Source organism: Pseudomonas sp. Z1-12, from assembly GCF_051132015.1.
GTDB lineage: Bacteria > Pseudomonadota > Gammaproteobacteria > Pseudomonadales > Pseudomonadaceae > Aquipseudomonas > Aquipseudomonas zanjanensis.
The window spans coordinates 4,487,530-4,504,767 of the sequence record NZ_CP071647.1; the positions used below are offsets into that span (position 1 = coordinate 4,487,530).

Annotated in this window: 15 protein-coding genes; 12 read left to right on the plus strand and 3 right to left on the minus strand. The window is 62.7% G+C overall.

All coding sequences use genetic code 11. The annotated features are described in order from the left end of the window. Nucleotide 1 precedes the first annotated feature (1 nt). The 12 genes from nuoE to J3P85_RS19170 all read left to right on the plus strand — a co-directional run bounded on the left by nuoE (nt 2) and on the right by J3P85_RS19170 (nt 13,369). Nucleotides 2-499, plus strand: a complete 498-nt coding sequence (gene nuoE / locus J3P85_RS19115) for an NADH-quinone oxidoreductase subunit NuoE (protein ID WP_186709765.1) — start codon at nt 2-4, stop codon at nt 497-499. Next, complete coding sequence (nuoF, locus tag J3P85_RS19120) at nt 496-1,854, plus strand: NADH-quinone oxidoreductase subunit NuoF (RefSeq protein WP_434702970.1); 1,359 nt, start codon at nt 496-498, stop codon at nt 1,852-1,854. Before nuoE ends, nuoF begins: the two co-directional genes overlap by 4 nt. A gap of 140 nt (nt 1,855-1,994) precedes the next feature. Further along, nucleotides 1,995-4,709, plus strand: coding sequence for an NADH-quinone oxidoreductase subunit NuoG (nuoG, locus tag J3P85_RS19125; RefSeq protein WP_434702971.1), 2,715 nt, complete (start codon nt 1,995-1,997; stop codon nt 4,707-4,709). After that, a complete protein-coding gene (gene nuoH / locus J3P85_RS19130; protein ID WP_053123213.1) occupies nt 4,706-5,713 on the plus strand; it encodes an NADH-quinone oxidoreductase subunit NuoH in 1,008 nt (335 codons plus the stop codon). The genes nuoG and nuoH overlap by 4 nt, the downstream gene beginning before the upstream one ends. 11 nt (nt 5,714-5,724) lie before the next feature. Continuing rightward, a complete protein-coding gene (nuoI, locus tag J3P85_RS19135; RefSeq protein WP_003180051.1) occupies nt 5,725-6,273 on the plus strand; it encodes an NADH-quinone oxidoreductase subunit NuoI in 549 nt (182 codons plus the stop codon). A 9-nt stretch (nt 6,274-6,282) separates the two neighbouring features. Further along, complete coding sequence (gene nuoJ / locus J3P85_RS19140) at nt 6,283-6,783, plus strand: NADH-quinone oxidoreductase subunit J (protein WP_434702972.1); 501 nt, start codon at nt 6,283-6,285, stop codon at nt 6,781-6,783. A gap of 4 nt (nt 6,784-6,787) precedes the next feature. Next, nucleotides 6,788-7,096: an NADH-quinone oxidoreductase subunit NuoK gene (gene nuoK, locus J3P85_RS19145; protein ID WP_003180046.1), complete on the plus strand. Its 309-nt coding sequence runs from the start codon at nt 6,788-6,790 to the stop codon at nt 7,094-7,096. Next, a complete protein-coding gene (nuoL, locus tag J3P85_RS19150; protein ID WP_186709762.1) occupies nt 7,093-8,946 on the plus strand; it encodes an NADH-quinone oxidoreductase subunit L in 1,854 nt (617 codons plus the stop codon). Before nuoK ends, nuoL begins: the two co-directional genes overlap by 4 nt. 39 nt (nt 8,947-8,985) lie before the next feature. Beyond that, complete coding sequence (gene nuoM, locus J3P85_RS19155; RefSeq protein WP_053123219.1) at nt 8,986-10,518, plus strand: NADH-quinone oxidoreductase subunit M; 1,533 nt, start codon at nt 8,986-8,988, stop codon at nt 10,516-10,518. Between the two features lie 7 nt (nt 10,519-10,525). Continuing rightward, nucleotides 10,526-11,989 carry an NADH-quinone oxidoreductase subunit NuoN gene (nuoN, locus tag J3P85_RS19160; RefSeq protein WP_003203388.1) on the plus strand — a complete coding sequence of 488 codons (1,464 nt, stop codon included), beginning with the start codon at nt 10,526-10,528 and terminating at the stop codon, nt 11,987-11,989. Between the two features lie 352 nt (nt 11,990-12,341). Next, entirely contained in the window at nt 12,342-12,602 is a 261-nt protein-coding gene (locus J3P85_RS19165; RefSeq protein ID WP_434706405.1) for a CopG family ribbon-helix-helix protein, read from the plus strand. Nucleotides 12,603-12,892: 290 nt separating this feature from the next. Continuing rightward, entirely contained in the window at nt 12,893-13,369 is a 477-nt protein-coding gene (locus tag J3P85_RS19170) for a hemerythrin domain-containing protein (protein ID WP_434702973.1), read from the plus strand. Between the two features lie 54 nt (nt 13,370-13,423). Here J3P85_RS19170 and J3P85_RS19175 read toward each other — a convergent pair whose 3' ends face one another. From J3P85_RS19175 to J3P85_RS19185, 3 genes are all read right to left on the minus strand, one after another. Beyond that, a complete protein-coding gene (locus tag J3P85_RS19175; protein ID WP_434702975.1) occupies nt 13,424-14,302 on the minus strand; it encodes a LysR family transcriptional regulator in 879 nt (292 codons plus the stop codon). A gap of 257 nt (nt 14,303-14,559) precedes the next feature. Next, nucleotides 14,560-15,189, minus strand: a complete 630-nt coding sequence (gene ycaC / locus J3P85_RS19180; RefSeq protein ID WP_014337664.1) for an isochorismate family cysteine hydrolase YcaC — start codon at nt 15,187-15,189, stop codon at nt 14,560-14,562. A gap of 145 nt (nt 15,190-15,334) precedes the next feature. Next, nucleotides 15,335-17,173, minus strand: a complete 1,839-nt coding sequence (locus tag J3P85_RS19185) for an amidohydrolase (RefSeq protein WP_039592859.1) — start codon at nt 17,171-17,173, stop codon at nt 15,335-15,337. Between the last annotated feature and the right edge of the window lie 65 nt (nt 17,174-17,238).

Consider the following 17,238-nt stretch of genomic DNA (forward strand, 5'->3'; position numbering starts at 1 on the left):
CATGAACAGCACGCTTATCCAGACTGACCGTTTCGCCCTGAGCGAAACCGAGCGCTCGGCCATCGAGCACGAGCTGCATCACTACGAAGACCCGCGCGCGGCGTCGATCGAAGCCCTGAAGATCGTCCAGAAGGAACGTGGCTGGGTGCCTGATGGCGCGCTCTACGCCATCGGCGAGATCCTCGGCATCCCGGCCAGCGACGTCGAGGGCGTAGCCACCTTCTACAGCCAGATTTTCCGCCAGCCAGTCGGCCGTCACATCATTCGTGTCTGCGACAGCATGGTCTGCTACATCGGCGGCCACGAATCGGTGGTCGGCGAGATCCAGAGCAAACTGGGCATCGGCCTGGGCCAGACCACCGCCGACGGCCGCTTCACGCTGCTGCCGGTGTGCTGCCTGGGCAACTGCGACAAGGCACCGGCGTTGATGATCGACGACGACACCTTCGGTGACGTCAAGCCTGACGGCGTCGCCAAACTGCTGGAGGGCTACGTATGACCCTGACTTCCTTCGGGCCCGCCAACCGCATCCAGCGTTCGGCCGAAACCCATCCCCTGACCTGGCGCCTGCGTGACGACGGCGAAGCGGTGTGGCTGGACGAATACCAGGCCAAGAACGGCTACGCCGCCGCGCGCAAGGCGTTCGCCGACATGGCCGGCGACGACATCGTCCAGACCGTGAAAGACTCCGGCCTCAAGGGCCGTGGTGGCGCGGGCTTCCCCACCGGGGTGAAGTGGGGCCTGATGCCCAAGGACGAATCCATCAACATCCGCTACCTGCTGTGCAACGCGGATGAAATGGAACCCAACACCTGGAAGGACCGCATGCTGATGGAGCAACTGCCCCATCTGCTGATCGAAGGCATGCTGATCAGCGCCCGTGCGCTGAAGACCTACCGTGGCTACATCTTCCTGCGCGGCGAGTACACCACCGCCGCCAAGCACCTGAACCGTGCCGTGGAAGAAGCCAAGGCCGCGGGCCTGTTGGGCAAGAACATCCTGGGCAGCGGCTTCGACTTCGAGCTGTTCGTCCACACCGGTGCCGGGCGCTACATCTGCGGTGAAGAAACCGCGCTGATCAACTCCCTGGAAGGCCGCCGCGCCAACCCACGCTCCAAGCCGCCCTTCCCTGCCGCCGTCGGCGTGTGGGGCAAGCCGACCTGCGTGAACAACGTCGAGACCCTGTGCAACGTGCCGGCGATCATCGCCGACGGCGTGGACTGGTATAAATCCCTGGCCCGCGACGGCAGCGAAGACATGGGCACCAAGCTCATGGGCTTCTCCGGCAAGGTCAAGAACCCTGGCCTGTGGGAATTGCCATTCGGCGTCACCGGTCGCGAATTGTTCGAGGACTACGCCGGCGGCATGCGCGACGGCTACACGCTCAAGTGCTGGCAGCCTGGCGGCGCCGGTACCGGCTTCCTGTTGCCGGAACACCTGGACGCGCAAATGTACGCTGGCGGCATCGCCAAGGTCGGCACCCGCATGGGCACCGGCCTGGCCATGGCGGTGGACGACAGCGTCAACATGGTCTCGCTGCTGCGCAACATGGAGCAGTTCTTCGCGCGCGAATCCTGCGGTTTCTGCACCCCTTGCCGCGATGGCCTGCCCTGGAGCGTCAAGCTGCTGATGGCCATCGAGAACGGCGAAGGCCAGCCCGGCGACATCGAGACCCTGCTGGGTCTGGTGGGTTTCCTCGGCCCGGGCAAGACCTTCTGTGCTCACGCACCGGGTGCCGTGGAGCCGTTGGGCAGCGCGATCAAATACTTCCGCCCTGAATTCGAGGCCGGCATCGCGCCAACCCGCGCGGGCGACCTCAATCAGGTGGTCACGCCGACCATGGTTGGCGCGTAACGACGCTTTAGAAGGCGCAGGGTCCGTGCCCTGCGCCTTTCGTCCGATGACGCCTTTTACCAGGCTGTTTGGATTCGGACGAACGACAAGATTCCATTAGCCACGCCCGCTGACACCGGGCCAACGAAGAACTTTGAACCATGGCCACTATCCACGTAGACGGCAAAGAGCTCGAAGTCGATGGCGCAGACAACCTGTTACAGGCATGTCTGTCGCTGGGCCTCGACATCCCTTATTTCTGCTGGCACCCCGCCCTTGGCAGCGTTGGCGCTTGTCGCCAGTGCGCGGTCAAGCAGTACACCGACGAAAACGACAAGCGTGGTCGGATCGTCATGTCCTGCATGACCCCTGCCACCGACGGCAGCTGGATCTCCATCGACGACGAAGAAGCGAAAGTGTTTCGCGCCAGCGTCGTCGAATGGCTGATGACCAACCACCCTCACGACTGCCCGGTCTGTGAGGAAGGCGGCCACTGCCACCTGCAAGACATGACCGTGATGACCGGCCACAACGAGCGCCGTTATCGCTTTACCAAGCGTACCCACCAGAACCAGCAACTGGGCCCGTTCATCTCCCACGAGATGAACCGCTGCATCGCCTGCTACCGTTGCGTGCGTTTCTACAAGGACTACGCCGGCGGCACCGACCTGGGCGTGTTCGGTGCCCACGACAACGTGTACTTCGGTCGCGTTGAAGACGGCACCCTGGAAAGCGAATTCTCCGGCAACCTCACCGAGGTCTGCCCGACCGGTGTGTTCACCGACAAGACCCATTCCGAGCGCTACAACCGCAAGTGGGACATGCAGTTCTCGCCGAGCATCTGCCATGGCTGCTCCAGCGGTTGCAACATTTCCCCGGGCGAACGCTACGGCGAACTGCGTCGCATCGAAAACCGCTACAACGGTTCGGTCAACCAGTACTTCCTGTGCGACCGTGGCCGTTTCGGCTACGGCTATGTCAATCGCAAGGATCGCCCACGCCAGCCGCTGCTGGCGGGCGGCGCCACGCTGAGCCTGGACGAAGCCCTGGACAAGGCCGCGGAGCTGCTGCGCGGTCGCAACATTGTCGGCATCGGTTCGCCTCGCGCCAGCCTGGAAAGCAACTACGCCCTGCGTGAGCTGGTTGGCGCCGAGCACTTCTACAGCGGCATCGAAGCCGGCGAGCTGGAACGCATCCGCCTGGTGCTGCAAGTGCTCAAGGACAGCCCGCTGCCCGTGCCGACGATGCGCGACATCGAAGACCACGACGCGGTGTTCGTCCTTGGCGAAGACCTGACCCAGACCGCCGCCCGCATGGCCCTGGCCCTGCGCCAGTCGGTCAAGGGCAAGGCCGAGGCCATGGCCGACGCCATGCGCGTGCAGCCATGGCTCGACGCCGCCGTGAAGAACATCGGCCAGGACGCGTTGAACCCACTGTTCATCGCCAGCCTCGCTGAAACCAAGCTCGACGACGTGGCCGAAGAATGCGTCCACGCCGCCCCGGACGACCTGGCCCGCATCGGTTTCGCCGTGGCCCACGCCCTGGACGCCAGCGCCCCGGCCGTCGACGGCCTGGACAGCGAAGCGGCCGCCCTCGCCCAACGCATCGCCGACGCCCTGCTGGCGGCCAAGCGCCCCTTGATCATCGCCGGCACCTCCCTGGGTTCCAAGGCGCTGATCGAAGCCGCCGCCAACATCGCCAAGGCCTTGAAGCTGCGCGAGAAGAACGGTTCCATCAGCCTGATCGTGCCGGAAGCCAACAGCCTCGGCCTGGCCATGCTCGGTGGCGAATCCGTCGATGCTGCCCTGCAAGCCGTGATCGACGGCAACGCCGACGCCATCGTCGTGCTGGAGAACGATCTGTTCACCCGCACTGACAGGGCCAAGGTCGATGCCGCGCTGAACGCCGCCAAGGTTGTGATCGTCGCCGACCATCAGAAAACCGCCACCACCGACCGCGCCCACCTGGTGCTGCCGGCGGCGAGCTTCGCCGAAGGCGACGGTACGCTGGTCAGCCAGGAAGGTCGCGCCCAGCGCTTCTTCCAGGTGTTCGACCCGACTTACCTGGACGCCAGCATCCTGGTCCACGAAGGCTGGCGCTGGCTGCATGCCCTGCGCGCCACCCTGCTGGACCAGCCGATCGACTGGACGCAACTGGACCACGTCACCGCCGCCGTCGCGTCGAGCAGCCCGCAACTGGCGCGCATCGTCGATGCCGCGCCATCGGCCGCGTTCCGCATCAAGGGCCTGAAGCTGGCCCGCGAACCGCTGCGCTACTCCGGTCGCACCGCGATGCGCGCCAACATCAGTGTCCACGAACCCCGCACTTCCCAGGACAAGGACACCGCGTTCTCGTTCTCCATGGAAGGTTACTCGGGCTCCGCCGAACCGCGCTCGCAAGTGCCGTTCGCCTGGTCGCCGGGCTGGAACTCGCCGCAAGCCTGGAACAAGTTCCAGGACGAAGTCGGTGGTCACCTGCGTGCCGGTGACCCGGGCACCCGCCTGATCGAAAGCCAGGGCGATGGCCTGGGCTGGTTCGCCAGCGTTCCGCGTGCCTTCAACCCGGCACCGGGCACCTGGCAGGTCGTACCGTTCCATCACTTGTTCGGCAGCGAAGAGAACTCTTCCAAAGCCGCACCGGTGCAGGAACGCATCCCCGCCGCCTACGTGTCGCTGGCCAAGTCGGAAGCCGATCGCCTGGGCGTCAACGACGGCGCCCTGCTGAGCCTGAACGTGGCCGGCCAGACCCTGCGTCTGCCGCTGCGCATCAATGAAGAACTGGGCGCCGGCCTGGTGGCCCTGCCGGCTGGCCTGGCGGGTATTCCACCGGCGATTTTCGGCAAGACTGTCGACGGTCTGCAGGAGGCAGCGCAATGAGCTGGTTCACCCCTGAAGTGATCGCTGTGATCCTGACGGTCCTCAAGGCCATCGTGATCCTGCTGGCCGTGGTGGTTTGCGGCGCGTTGCTGAGCTTCGTCGAACGTCGCCTGCTGGGCTGGTGGCAGGACCGCTACGGTCCGAACCGCGTCGGCCCGTTCGGCATGTTCCAGATCGCCGCCGACATGATCAAGATGTTCTTCAAGGAAGACTGGACACCACCGTTTGCCGACAAGGTGATCTTCACCCTGGCGCCGATCGTGGCCATGAGCGCCTTGCTGATCGCCTTCGCGATCATCCCGATCACCCCGACCTGGGGCGTGGCGGACCTGAACATCGGCCTGCTGTTCTTCTTCGCCATGGCCGGCCTGTCGGTGTACGCGGTGCTGTTCGCCGGCTGGTCGAGCAACAACAAGTTCGCCCTGCTGGGCAGCCTGCGGGCCTCGGCCCAGACCGTGTCCTACGAAGTGTTCATGGGCCTGGCGCTCATGGGCATCGTGATCCAGGCCGGCTCGTTCAACATGCGCGACATCGTCGAGTACCAGGCCCAGAACCTGTGGTTCATCATTCCGCAGTTCTTCGGTTTCTGTACCTTCTTCATCGCTGGCGTGGCCGTGACTCACCGTCACCCCTTCGACCAGCCGGAAGCGGAGCAGGAACTGGCCGACGGTTACCACATTGAATATGCCGGCATGAAGTGGGGCATGTTCTTCGTCGGTGAATACATCGGCATCATCCTGATCTCGGCACTGCTGGTAACGCTGTTCTTCGGTGGCTGGCACGGTCCGTTCGGCATCCTGCCGCAACTGTCCTTCGTCTGGTTCGCCCTGAAGACCGCGTTCTTCATCATGCTGTTCGTCCTGCTGCGCGCCTCGATCCCGCGCCCACGCTACGACCAGGTGATGGACTTCAGCTGGAAATTCTGCCTGCCGCTGACCCTGATCAACATGCTGGTGACCGCTGCGATCGTTTTGATGAACGCGCCTGCGGCCGCGGTTCAGTGAGGATTTGACCCATGTTCAAATATATTGGCGACATCGTTAAGGGTACCGGTACCCAACTGCGAAGCCTGGTCATGATCTTCGGCCATGGCTTTCGCAAACGCGACACCCTGCAATACCCGGAAGAGCCGGTCTATCTGGCGCCCCGCTACCGTGGCCGCATCGTCCTGACCCGCGACCCCGACGGCGAAGAACGCTGCGTGGCCTGCAACCTGTGCGCCGTGGCGTGCCCGGTAGGTTGCATCTCGCTGCAGAAAGCTGAAACCGAAGACGGTCGCTGGTACCCGGACTTCTTCCGCATCAACTTCTCGCGCTGCATTTTCTGCGGCCTCTGCGAGGAAGCGTGCCCGACCACCGCGATCCAGCTCACGCCGGATTTCGAAATGGCCGAGTTCAAACGTCAGGACCTGGTGTACGAGAAAGAAGATCTGCTGATTTCCGGTCCCGGTAAAAACCCTGATTACAACTTCTATCGTGTTGCAGGTATGGCCATTGCCGGTAAGCCAAAAGGCGCCGCGCAGAACGAAGCCGAACCGATCAACGTGAAGAGCTTGCTGCCTTAAGGAAGAAAGATGGAATTCGCTTTCTATTTCGCATCGGGTATCGCGGTGGTGTCCACGCTTCGTGTGGTCACCAACACCAACCCCGTGCACGCCCTGCTCTACCTGATCATTTCGCTGATCGCCGTGGCCATGACCTTCTTCGCCCTCGGCGCGCCGTTCGCCGGTGCCCTGGAAGTGATCGCCTACGCCGGCGCCATCATGGTGCTGTTCGTGTTCGTGGTGATGATGCTCAACCTCGGCCCGGCCGCGGTCCAGCAGGAACGCGCCTGGCTCAAGCCCGGCATCTGGGCGGGACCGGTGATCCTGTCCGCCCTGCTGCTGGGTGAATTGCTGTATGTGCTGTTCGCTCACCAGAGCGGCCAGGCCATCGGCCACACCATCGTAGACGCCAAGGCCGTGGGCATCAGCCTGTTCGGCCCGTACCTGCTGGTGGTCGAACTCGCCTCGATGCTGCTGCTTGCCGCAGCCGTCACGGCGTTCCATTTGGGCCGTAACGAGGCGAAGGAGTAATCACATGCCTGCTATCCCTCTCGAACATGGCCTGGCGGTTGCCGGCATCCTGTTCTGCCTCGGTCTGGTCGGCCTGATGGTCCGCCGCAACATCCTGTTCGTGCTGATGAGCCTGGAGGTCATGATGAATGCCTCCGCCCTGGCCTTCATCGTCGCGGGCGCTCGCTGGGCGCAACCGGATGGACAGATCATGTTCATCCTGGTGATCAGCCTGGCAGCCGCCGAGGCCAGTATCGGCCTGGCGATCCTGTTGCAGCTGTATCGCCGCTTCCACACTCTCGATATTGACGCTGCCAGCGAGATGCGCGGATGAACCTTCTCTTCCTGACTTTCATATTTCCTCTTGTCGGTTTCCTGCTGCTGTCGTTCTCCCGTGGACGCTGGTCGGAAAACCTGTCGGCATTGGTGGGCGTGGGTTCCATCGGCCTGTCCGCCATCGTCACGGCCTACGTGATCTGGCAATTCAACGTCGCCCCACCGGAAGGTGGCCGTTACGTGCAGGTGCTGTGGCAGTGGATGGCGGTGGAGGGCTTCACGCCGAACTTCGCCCTGTACCTGGACGGCCTGTCGGTGACCATGCTCGGCGTGGTGGTCGGCGTGGGTTTCCTGATCCACCTGTTCGCCTCCTGGTACATGCGCGGTGAAGCCGGTTACTCGCGCTTCTTCGCCTACACCAACCTGTTCATCGCCAGCATGCTGTTCCTGGTGCTCGGCGATAACCTGTTGTTCCTGTACTTCGGCTGGGAAGGCGTGGGCCTGTGCTCGTACCTGTTGATCGGTTTCTACTACAGCAACCGCAACAACGGCAACGCCGCGCTCAAGGCGTTCATCGTGACCCGGATCGGCGACGTGTTCATGGCCATCGGCCTGTTCATCCTGTTCCAGCAACTGGGTACGCTGAACATCCAGGAACTGCTGGTCAAGGCACCCGAGCACTTCAAGGTCGGTGACTTCTGGATCGTCCTGGCGACCCTGATGCTGCTGGGCGGCGCCGTCGGTAAATCCGCGCAACTGCCGCTGCAAACCTGGTTGGCGGACGCGATGGCCGGCCCTACCCCGGTCTCGGCACTGATCCACGCCGCGACCATGGTGACCGCCGGTGTCTACCTGATCGCCCGTACCCACGGCCTGTTCGCCCTGGCGCCGGACATCCTGCACCTGGTCGGCATCGTCGGCGGTGTGACCCTGGTGCTGGCCGGTTTTGCCGCCCTGGTGCAAACCGACATCAAGCGCATCCTCGCCTACTCGACCATGAGCCAGATCGGCTACATGTTCCTGGCCCTGGGCGTCGGTGCCTGGGAAGGCGCGATCTTCCACCTGATGACCCATGCCTTCTTCAAGGCGCTGCTGTTCCTTGCCTCCGGTGCGGTGATCGTTGCCTGCCACCACGAGCAGAACATCTTCAAGATGGGCGGCCTGTGGAAAAAACTGCCGTTGGCCTACGCCAGCTTCATCGTCGGCGGCGCGGCCCTGGCGGCCCTGCCCCTGGTCACCGCCGGTTTCTACTCCAAGGACGAGATCCTCTGGGAAGCGTTCGCCAGCGGTAACCAGGGTCTGCTCTACGCGGGCCTGGTGGGTGCGTTCATGACCTCGCTGTACACCTTCCGCCTGATCTTCATCGCGTTCCACGGTGAAGCCAAGACCGAAGCCCACGCAGGCCACGGCATTGCCCATTGGCTGCCGCTGTCGGTGCTGATCGTGCTGTCGACCTTCGTCGGCGCCATGATCACCCCACCGCTGGCCGATGTGCTGCCGCAAAGCGTCGGCCATGCCGGCGGCGAAGCCAAGCACAGCCTGGAAATCGCCTCGGGCGCCATCGCCCTGGCGGGTATCCTGCTGGCTGCCCTGCTGTTCCTCGGCAAGCGCCGTTTCGTCACGGCAATCGCCAACAGCGGCATCGGGCGTTTCCTTTCGGCCTGGTGGTTCGCCGCCTGGGGCTTCGACTGGATCTACGACAAACTGTTCGTCAAGCCATACCTTGCGATCAGCCACATTCTGCGCAAAGACCCGCTCGACCAGACCATTGGCCTGATCCCGCGCATGGCCAAGGGCGGCCACACTGCCCTGAGCCGTACCGAGACCGGACAACTGCGTTGGTATGCGGCTTCCATGGCGGCTGGCGCCGTGCTGGTTATCGGCGCCATCGTGCTGGTAGCGGTCTGATATGAACCTTGCGAACTTGCGAAAGGAAACGAGCCCGTCATGATTCTGCCCTGGCTAATCCTGATCCCCTTCATCGGCGGCCTGCTGTGCTGGATCGCGGAGCGCTCCAGCTCCACGCTCCCGCGCTGGATTGCGCTGCTGACCATGTCCCTGGAACTCGCGCTCGGCCTCTGGCTGTGGGCGACCGGCGACTATTCATTTGCACCGGCCCCTGGCGCCGATCCGACCTGGGCGCTTGAGTTCAAGCACGCCTGGATCGCGCGCTTCGGCATCAGCGTGCACCTGGCCCTCGACGGCCTGTCGCTTCTGATGATCCTGCTGACCGGCCTGCTGGGTATCCTCTCGGTGCTCTGCTCCTGGAAAGAGATCCAGCGTCACGTCGGTTTCTTCCACCTGAACCTGATGTGGATCCTGGGCGGCGTCGTCGGCGTGTTCCTGGCCCTGGACCTGTTCATGTTCTTCTTCTTCTGGGAAATGATGCTGGTGCCGATGTACTTCCTCATCGCGCTCTGGGGTCACAGCTCTTCGGACGGCAAGAAAACCCGGATCTACGCGGCGACCAAGTTCTTCATCTTCACCCAGGCTTCCGGCCTGATCATGTTGGTGGCGATCCTTGGCCTGGTCCTGGTGAACTTCAACAACACCGGCGTGATTACCTTCAACTACGCCGACCTGTTGAAAGTGCAGATGTCCAAGACCACCGAGTACGTGCTGATGCTCGGCTTCTTCATCGCCTTCGCGGTGAAGCTGCCGGTGGTGCCGTTCCACTCCTGGCTGCCGGACGCCCACGCCCAGGCGCCGACCGCCGGTTCCGTGGACCTGGCGGGTATCCTGCTGAAGACGGCGGCCTACGGCCTGTTGCGCTTCGCCCTGCCGCTGTTCCCCAATGCCTCGGCCGAGTTCGCGCCGATTGCCATGACCCTGGGCCTGATCGGGATTTTCTACGGTGCGTTCCTGGCGTTCGCCCAGACCGACATCAAGCGCCTGATCGCGTTCTCCAGCGTTTCGCACATGGGCTTCGTGCTGATCGGGATCTACTCCGGCAGCCAGCTGGCCCTGCAAGGCGCGGTGATCCAGATGCTCGCCCACGGCCTGTCGGCCGCGGCGCTGTTTATCCTCAGCGGTCAGTTGTACGAGCGCCTGCACACCCGGGACATGCGTGAGATGGGCGGCATCTGGTCGCGCATCGCCTACCTGCCGGCCATCAGCCTGTTCTTCGCGGCCGCTTCCCTGGGCTTGCCGGGTACCGGCAACTTCGTCGGCGAGTTCCTGATCCTGATCGGCTCGTTCGTCAGTGCGCCATGGATCACGGCGATTGCCACGTCCGGCCTGGTGTTCGGTTCGGTCTACTCGCTGATCATGATCCACCGCGCCTACTTCGGTCCGGCCAAGTCGGATGAAGTGTTGCGTGGCATGGACGGTCGCGAACTGATCATGGTGCTCGGCCTTGCGGTGCTGCTGGTTTACCTCGGCGTCTACCCGCAACCGTTCCTCGACACCTCTGCCGCCACGATGCATGGCGTGCAGCAGTGGCTCGGCACCGCCTTCTCTCAACTCGCTTCGGCCCGGTAAGAGCGCTATGGAATTCACGATTCAACACTTTATCGCGCTTGCGCCGCTGTTGATCACCAGCGCCACGATCATCGTGGTGATGCTGGCGATCGCCTGGCGGCGCAATCACTCACAGACCTTCCTGCTGTCGGTGGCGGGGCTGAACCTGGCCTTGCTGTCGATCTTGCCGGCCTTGAAAGTCGCGCCACTGGCGGTCACGCCGCTGATCCAGATCGACAGCTTCGCCTGCCTCTACATGGCGTTGATCCTGGTCGCCACCCTGGCCTGCGTCACCCTCGCCCACGCCTACCTCGGCGATGGCGGTTCGGGTTACCCGGGCAACCGCGAAGAACTGTACCTGCTGATCCTGATGGCTGCCGCCGGTGGCCTGGTCCTGGTCAGCGCGCAACACCTGGCCAGCCTGTTCATCGGCCTGGAACTGCTGTCGGTACCGGTCTACGGCCTGGTGGCCTACGCCTTCTTCAACAAGCGCTCCCTGGAAGCCGGCATCAAGTACATGGTGCTGTCGGCGGCCGGTTCCGCGTTCCTGTTGTTCGGCATGGCCCTGCTCTACGCCGAAGCCGGCACCCTGAGCTTCGTCGGCATCGGCCAGGCCCTGGCCGCCACCGGCCTGCCTAGCCCGATCGCACAACTGGGCCTGGGCATGATGCTGATCGGCCTGGCGTTCAAGCTGTCGCTGGTCCCGTTCCACCTCTGGACCCCGGACGTCTACGAAGGCGCCCCGGCGCCCGTGGCGGCGTTCCTTGCCACTGCGTCGAAAGTGGCGGTGTTCGCAGTGATGGTGCGGTTGTTCCAGATCTCGCCAGTGGCCAGCAGCGGTGTGCTGAGCAACGTGCTGACCATCATCGCCATCGCGTCGATCCTGTTCGGTAACCTGCTGGCACTGACCCAGAGCAACCTCAAGCGCCTGCTGGGTTACTCGTCCATCGCCCACTTCGGCTACCTGCTGATCGCCCTGATCGCCAGCAAGGGCCTGGCCGTGGAAGCCATCGGCGTGTACCTGGTCACCTACGTGATCACCAGCCTCGGCGCCTTCGGCGTGATCACCCTGATGTCCTCGCCGTACAACGGCCGCGACGCCGACGCCCTGTACGAATACCGCGGCCTGTTCTGGCGCCGTCCGTACCTGACCGCCGTGCTGACCGTGATGATGCTGTCCCTGGCCGGCATTCCGCTGACCGCCGGCTTCATCGGCAAGTTCTACATCATCGCCACCGGCGTCGAGGCCCACCAATGGTGGCTGGTCGGCTCCCTGGTGCTGGGCAGCGCCATCGGCGTGTTCTACTACCTGCGCGTCATGGTCACCCTGTACCTGATGGAACCGAACCTGCGTCGCCACGACGCCGAGTTGCACTGGGAACAGAAGGCAGGCGGCGTGATGCTGCTGGCCATCGCCGTATTGGCGTTCTTCCTGGGTGTGTACCCGCAGCCGTTGCTGACGTTGGTTCAGCAGGCTGGGCTGACGGGGTGATTGCCTGAGCGTCACCGAACAAAAATGCCCGTTTCGTGAGATGCGGGCATTTTTTTTGAGCAGGATTCGAGTGATCAAAAACCGTGGCGAGGGAGCTTGCTCCCGCTAGGCTGCGCAGCAGCCTCGATCAGCTCAACACGGACCATCGGGTAAACGAACGTTACGACTGCTACGCAGCCGAGCGGGAGCAAGCTCCCTCGCCACGGGTTGGTGTTTTTTCTGAAAGTGAGACGGTTTCTTATTACATCTGATAGTTTGCCGCAGAGAATATCGGCAACAATCATCTACGATCATCCTTCCAGAAGCGACTGCCTCAGAAGACAGGGCGTGTACCGCCAACTGCAATGGAGAAATCCGCCATGACAGCCACCACGAAACCCGGTCGGTTACAGCTCACGTCCCAGTGCACCTGGCCGAAAAAGTCGACTTGATGGCCGAACGCCTCGGGCGCTCCAAGGATTGGATCGTTAAACAAGCGCTATCTGCCTGGATAAACCAGGAAGAGGAACGCAGTCTCCTGACTCATGAGGCCTTGGCCGATGTTGACACTGGCCGAGTGATTGACCACCAAGCAGTCCAGGCTTGGGCCGATAGTCTCAACGGGGATCGATAACTTCGGCTCGACCAACCTGACTGCCAAAGCGCAGTGGCCTTTCCATTTGGTGATCGGCTGAGATGTATGTCGATTCGAACGCGCCGTGGCGTGCCATCAGCGCAAACTGCAACGCGTTTTTTTCCCGGCTCATGCAGCTTGCACGACGCTGAAAATCAAGAACACTTCAACCCATTGTTTTTAAAGCATTTTAAAACCCGTCTCGGCTGGCACAGCTCATGCAATTCAACGCTTACGCGGCGTCGGCGCTCGAAGCCTGCCCGCATCCGTGAATTGCCGAGGAGCTCCCCATGAATGCCATCGATCTGTTGAAAGCCGACCATGAGCGCGTCAAAGCCATCTTGACTCAACTGAGCGAGTCGACCGAGCGCGCTGTGAAAAAACGCTCCGACCTGTTGGCGAAACTGGAAATGGAAATTTCCATCCACACTCGCCTGGAAGAAGAAATTCTTTATCCGGCGTTCAAGCAAGCCGGTGGCAAGGACGAGGCCGAAATGTACTACGAGGCCAAGGAAGAACACCGCACCGTCGACTCGTTGGTGCTGCCGGACCTGAAAACCACCGATCCAACCCAGCCGGAATTCGCCGGTCGGGTGAAAGTGGTCAAGGAACTGCTTGAGCACCACATCGAAGAAGAAGAAAAGGAAATGTTCCCCCACGCGAAAAAACTGCTGGGTAAGGCCAAGCTCGACGCCTTGGGCGCGGAAATGGAAACCATGAAAGCGCAGTACAAAAAAGAACTGAGCAGCGCCAACCTCGCCGCCTGATCAAAGCGCCAGATGCTTCAGCCGTCATGTGGCGGCTGAATGCGTTGCGCCCCTTTACTGCATTTGGTCGCGTAAGAATTCCACCAACGCCTGCACTGGGCGTGCACTTTGCCGATGCTGGGGATACACCGCCGATAGCGCCAACGGTTCGGTCTCGAAGCCTTCCAGGACCTTGATCAGCCGACCATCCTTCAAGGCATCGCCGAGGATGAAAGCGGGCAGATAGGTGATGCCCATGCCGGCAATGGCCGCGTCTCTGAGCAAATCACCATTATTGGCGCGCATGCGCCCCGTGACCTCCAGCGTCAACGGTTTGCCCGCCCCCGCGAAACGCCACTGCACCTGACGACTGTGACCATAGGGCAGGCAGTCATGGCTGCGCAGGTCTTCAGGCCGCGCGGGTGTGCCTTTTTGCGCCAGGTAGGTGGGGCTGGCGCAATACACCCGCTCGATGGTCGCGATGCGCCGGGCAATCAGGGTCGAATCCTCCAGCACGCCGATGCGCAGCGCCAGGTCATAGCCCTCCCCCAGCAGATCCACCGAACGGTCGCTCAGGTCCACCTCGACGCTGACGCCCGGATAGCGTTGCAGAAACAGCGGCAACAGGCTGCCCAGGTGCGCCACAGCGAAGGACAGCGGTGCGCTGAGGCGAATCGTGCCGCGGGGCTCGCTGGTCTGGCCGCTGATGCCCTGCTCCACTTGTTCGACGTCATTGAGCAGGCGCAGCGCCGCTTCGTAGTAGCGCTGGCCCAACGGGGTGACGTCCAGCCGGCGGGTCGAGCGATTGAGCAGGCGCACACCCAGGCGCTGCTCCAGTGCCATGAGCTTGCGGCTGACGAACTGCTTGGACAGCCCGAGCTTGTCCGCGGCGGCGGTGAAACTGCCTGACTCCATGACCTGGGCAAAGATGCGCATTTCTTCGAAGGGGTTCATTGTCATTCCTGGGGTGGACAGTCAGGGAGATGAGTTGGGCATTGTGGGTGGTGTAAAGCAGGTTGGAAAGGTTTCGAATGGGCTGACGCCATCGCGAGCAAGCTCGCTCCCACATGGGTTCCGAGTGATGACAGAACCTGAATACACCTCAAACCCTGTGGGAGCGAGCTTGCTCGCGATAGCGGTTCGGTTTGAAAGGGTTTAATGCCCTGCACAAAAACGCCCGCACAAGGCGGGCGTCATACAACATGAACCGCTTACTTGGCCGTCAGCGCCGAGTAGCTGTTCATCAGGTTGCGGTAGTTCGGAATGCGCTGGGACAGCAGGTTGCCCAGGCCTTCGATGTCGTTGCGCCAGTCGCGGTGCAGCTCACAGGCCACCGAGAACCAGTTCATCATCTGCGCGCCAGCAGCGGTCATGCGCACCCAGGCGGCTTGTTGCACGGTTTCGTTGAAGGTCCCCGAAGCGTCGGTGACGACGAACACGTCGAAGCCTTCAGCCAGCGCCGACAAGGTCGGGAATGCCACGCAGACGTCGGTGACCACGCCGGCGATGATCAGTTGCTTGCGGCCGGTGGCCTTGATTGCCTTGACGAAATCTTCGTTGTCCCAGGCGTTGATCTGGCCTGGACGCGGGATGTACGGCGCGTCCGGGAACATTTCCTTGAGTTCCGGCACGATCGGGCCGTTGGGGCCTTGTTCGAAGCTGGTGGTCAGGATGGTCGGCAGTTCAAAGAACTTCGCCAGGTCGGCCAAGGCCAACACGTTGTTCTTGAACTCGTTGGGCGAGAAGTCCTGGACCAGGGAAATCAGACCGGTCTGGTGATCGACCAGCAGGACGACCGCGTCGTCTTTGTTCAGACGGTTGTAGGCGGGAACGTTGCTCATGGGGTGACTCCTTTGGGATGGATGTTACGAAACCTGTGGGAGCGAGCTTGCTCGCGATAGCGGAGTGTCAGGCGGCGGTGATGTTGAATGTTCCGCCGCCTTCGCGAGCAAGCTCGCTCCCACAGGGGGATAGATGTTTGTTCAGTCAAAAGGCAAAGCAGGAACAGCCAAACGCGCCCCAGAAACCCTGGAAGTCGCTGACCGGGACGTTCGAGAGTCGCGCCCGTTCGTGGCTGTGGGAATGCACCTTGCACGGCCCGCTGCACTGGTGGACTTGCGCCTGCAATGGGGAGCTCGGGCGCCAATGCCCCGGGACCTTGACCACGGGCGACCAGTCCGGCAGCACCGGGACGCTGGCTGGGCCGAGTTTTTCGAAGTCGCCAGCGGCGTACACCACTTTGCCGTCCACTACGGTCAGCACCGACTCGATCCACTTGATGGCTTCTTCCTCGACGCTGAAGAAGTCCGCGCTCAGGGCCGCCAGGTCCGCCAGTTGGCCGACCTTGATCTGGCCTTTCTTGCCCTGCTCCGACGAGAACCAGGCACTGCCGTGGGTGAACAACTCCAGCGCGGTCAGGCGCGGCAGGCCCTCTTCGTGCAACGACAGGCCTCCGACGGTGCGGCCACTGACCATCCAGTACAACGAAGTCCACGGGTTGTAGCTCGACACGCGGGTGGCGTCGGTGCCAGCGCCCACCGGCACGCCTTCGGCGAGCATGCGCTTGATCGGCGGCGTGGCTTCGGCGGCCTTGGCGCCGTAGCGATCCACGAAGTATTCGCCCTGGAAGGCCATGCGATCCTGGATCGCAATACCACCGCCCAGTGCCCGTACACGCTCGATGTTTTTCGGCGTGATGGTTTCGGCGTGGTCGAAAAACCACGGCAGGCCATTGAACGGAATGTCGCGATTGACCTTCTCGAACACGTCGAGCATGCGGCTGATGGATTCGTCGTAGGTGGCGTGCAGGCGGAACGGCCAGCGCTGCTCCACCAGGTGACGCACCACCGGCTCCAGGTCCTGTTCCATGCCCGGTGGCAGATCCGGGCGCGGTTCGAGGAAGTCTTCGAAGTCCGCCGCCGAGAACACCAACATTTCCCCGGCGCCGTTGTGCCGCAGGAAATCGTCGCCCTGGTGCAGCTTGACGCTGCCGGTCCAGTTCTTGAAATCGGTGAGTTCTTCCTTGGGCTTCTGGGTGAACAGGTTGTAGGCGATGCGTACCGTCAACTGCTGCTCGCGGGCCAACTGTTCGATGACCTCGTAGTCGTCCGGGTAGTTCTGGTAGCCGCCGCCAGCGTCGATGGCGCTGGTCAGGCCCAGGCGATTGAGTTCGCGCATGAACTGGCGGGTGGAGTTGACCTGGTATTCCAGCGGCAACTTCGGCCCTTTCGCCAGCGTCGAGTACAGGATCATCGCGTTGGGCCGCGCCACCAGCATGCCGGTGGGCTCGCCCTTGCTGTCGCGTACGATCTCGCCACCCGGCGGGTTCGGCGTGTCGCGGGTGTAGCCGGCGACACGCAGCGCGGCGCGGTTGAGCAAGGCGCGGTCATACAGGTGCAACACGAACACGGGCGTATCGGGGGCGGCCTGGTTGAGTTCTTCCAGGGTCGGCATGCGCTTTTCGGCGAACTGGAATTCGTTCCAGCCGCCCACCACGCGAACCCATTGCGGCGTTGGCGTGCGGTCGGCCTGGTCCTTGAGCATGCGCAAGGCATCGGCCAACGACGGCACGCCTTCCCAACGCAGCTCCAGGTTGTAGTTCAAGCCACCCCGGATCAAGTGCAGGTGCGAGTCGTTGAGACCGGGAATGACGGTGCGGCCCTTGAGGTCGATGACCTGGGTACCGCTGCCGCGCAGGGCCATGGCCTCGGCGTCGGTGCCCACGGCGACGAAGCGGCCCTGGCTGATAGCGACCGCACTGGCGCGGGGCTTCTCGCGATCGACGGTGTGGAATTGGCCATTGAACAGAATCAGGTCGGCGTTCATAGGATTTCCTTGTGAATGGGAAGAAGCAAGGGACAGGCGTGGCCAGAAGGCCGCCGCCGCGCTGA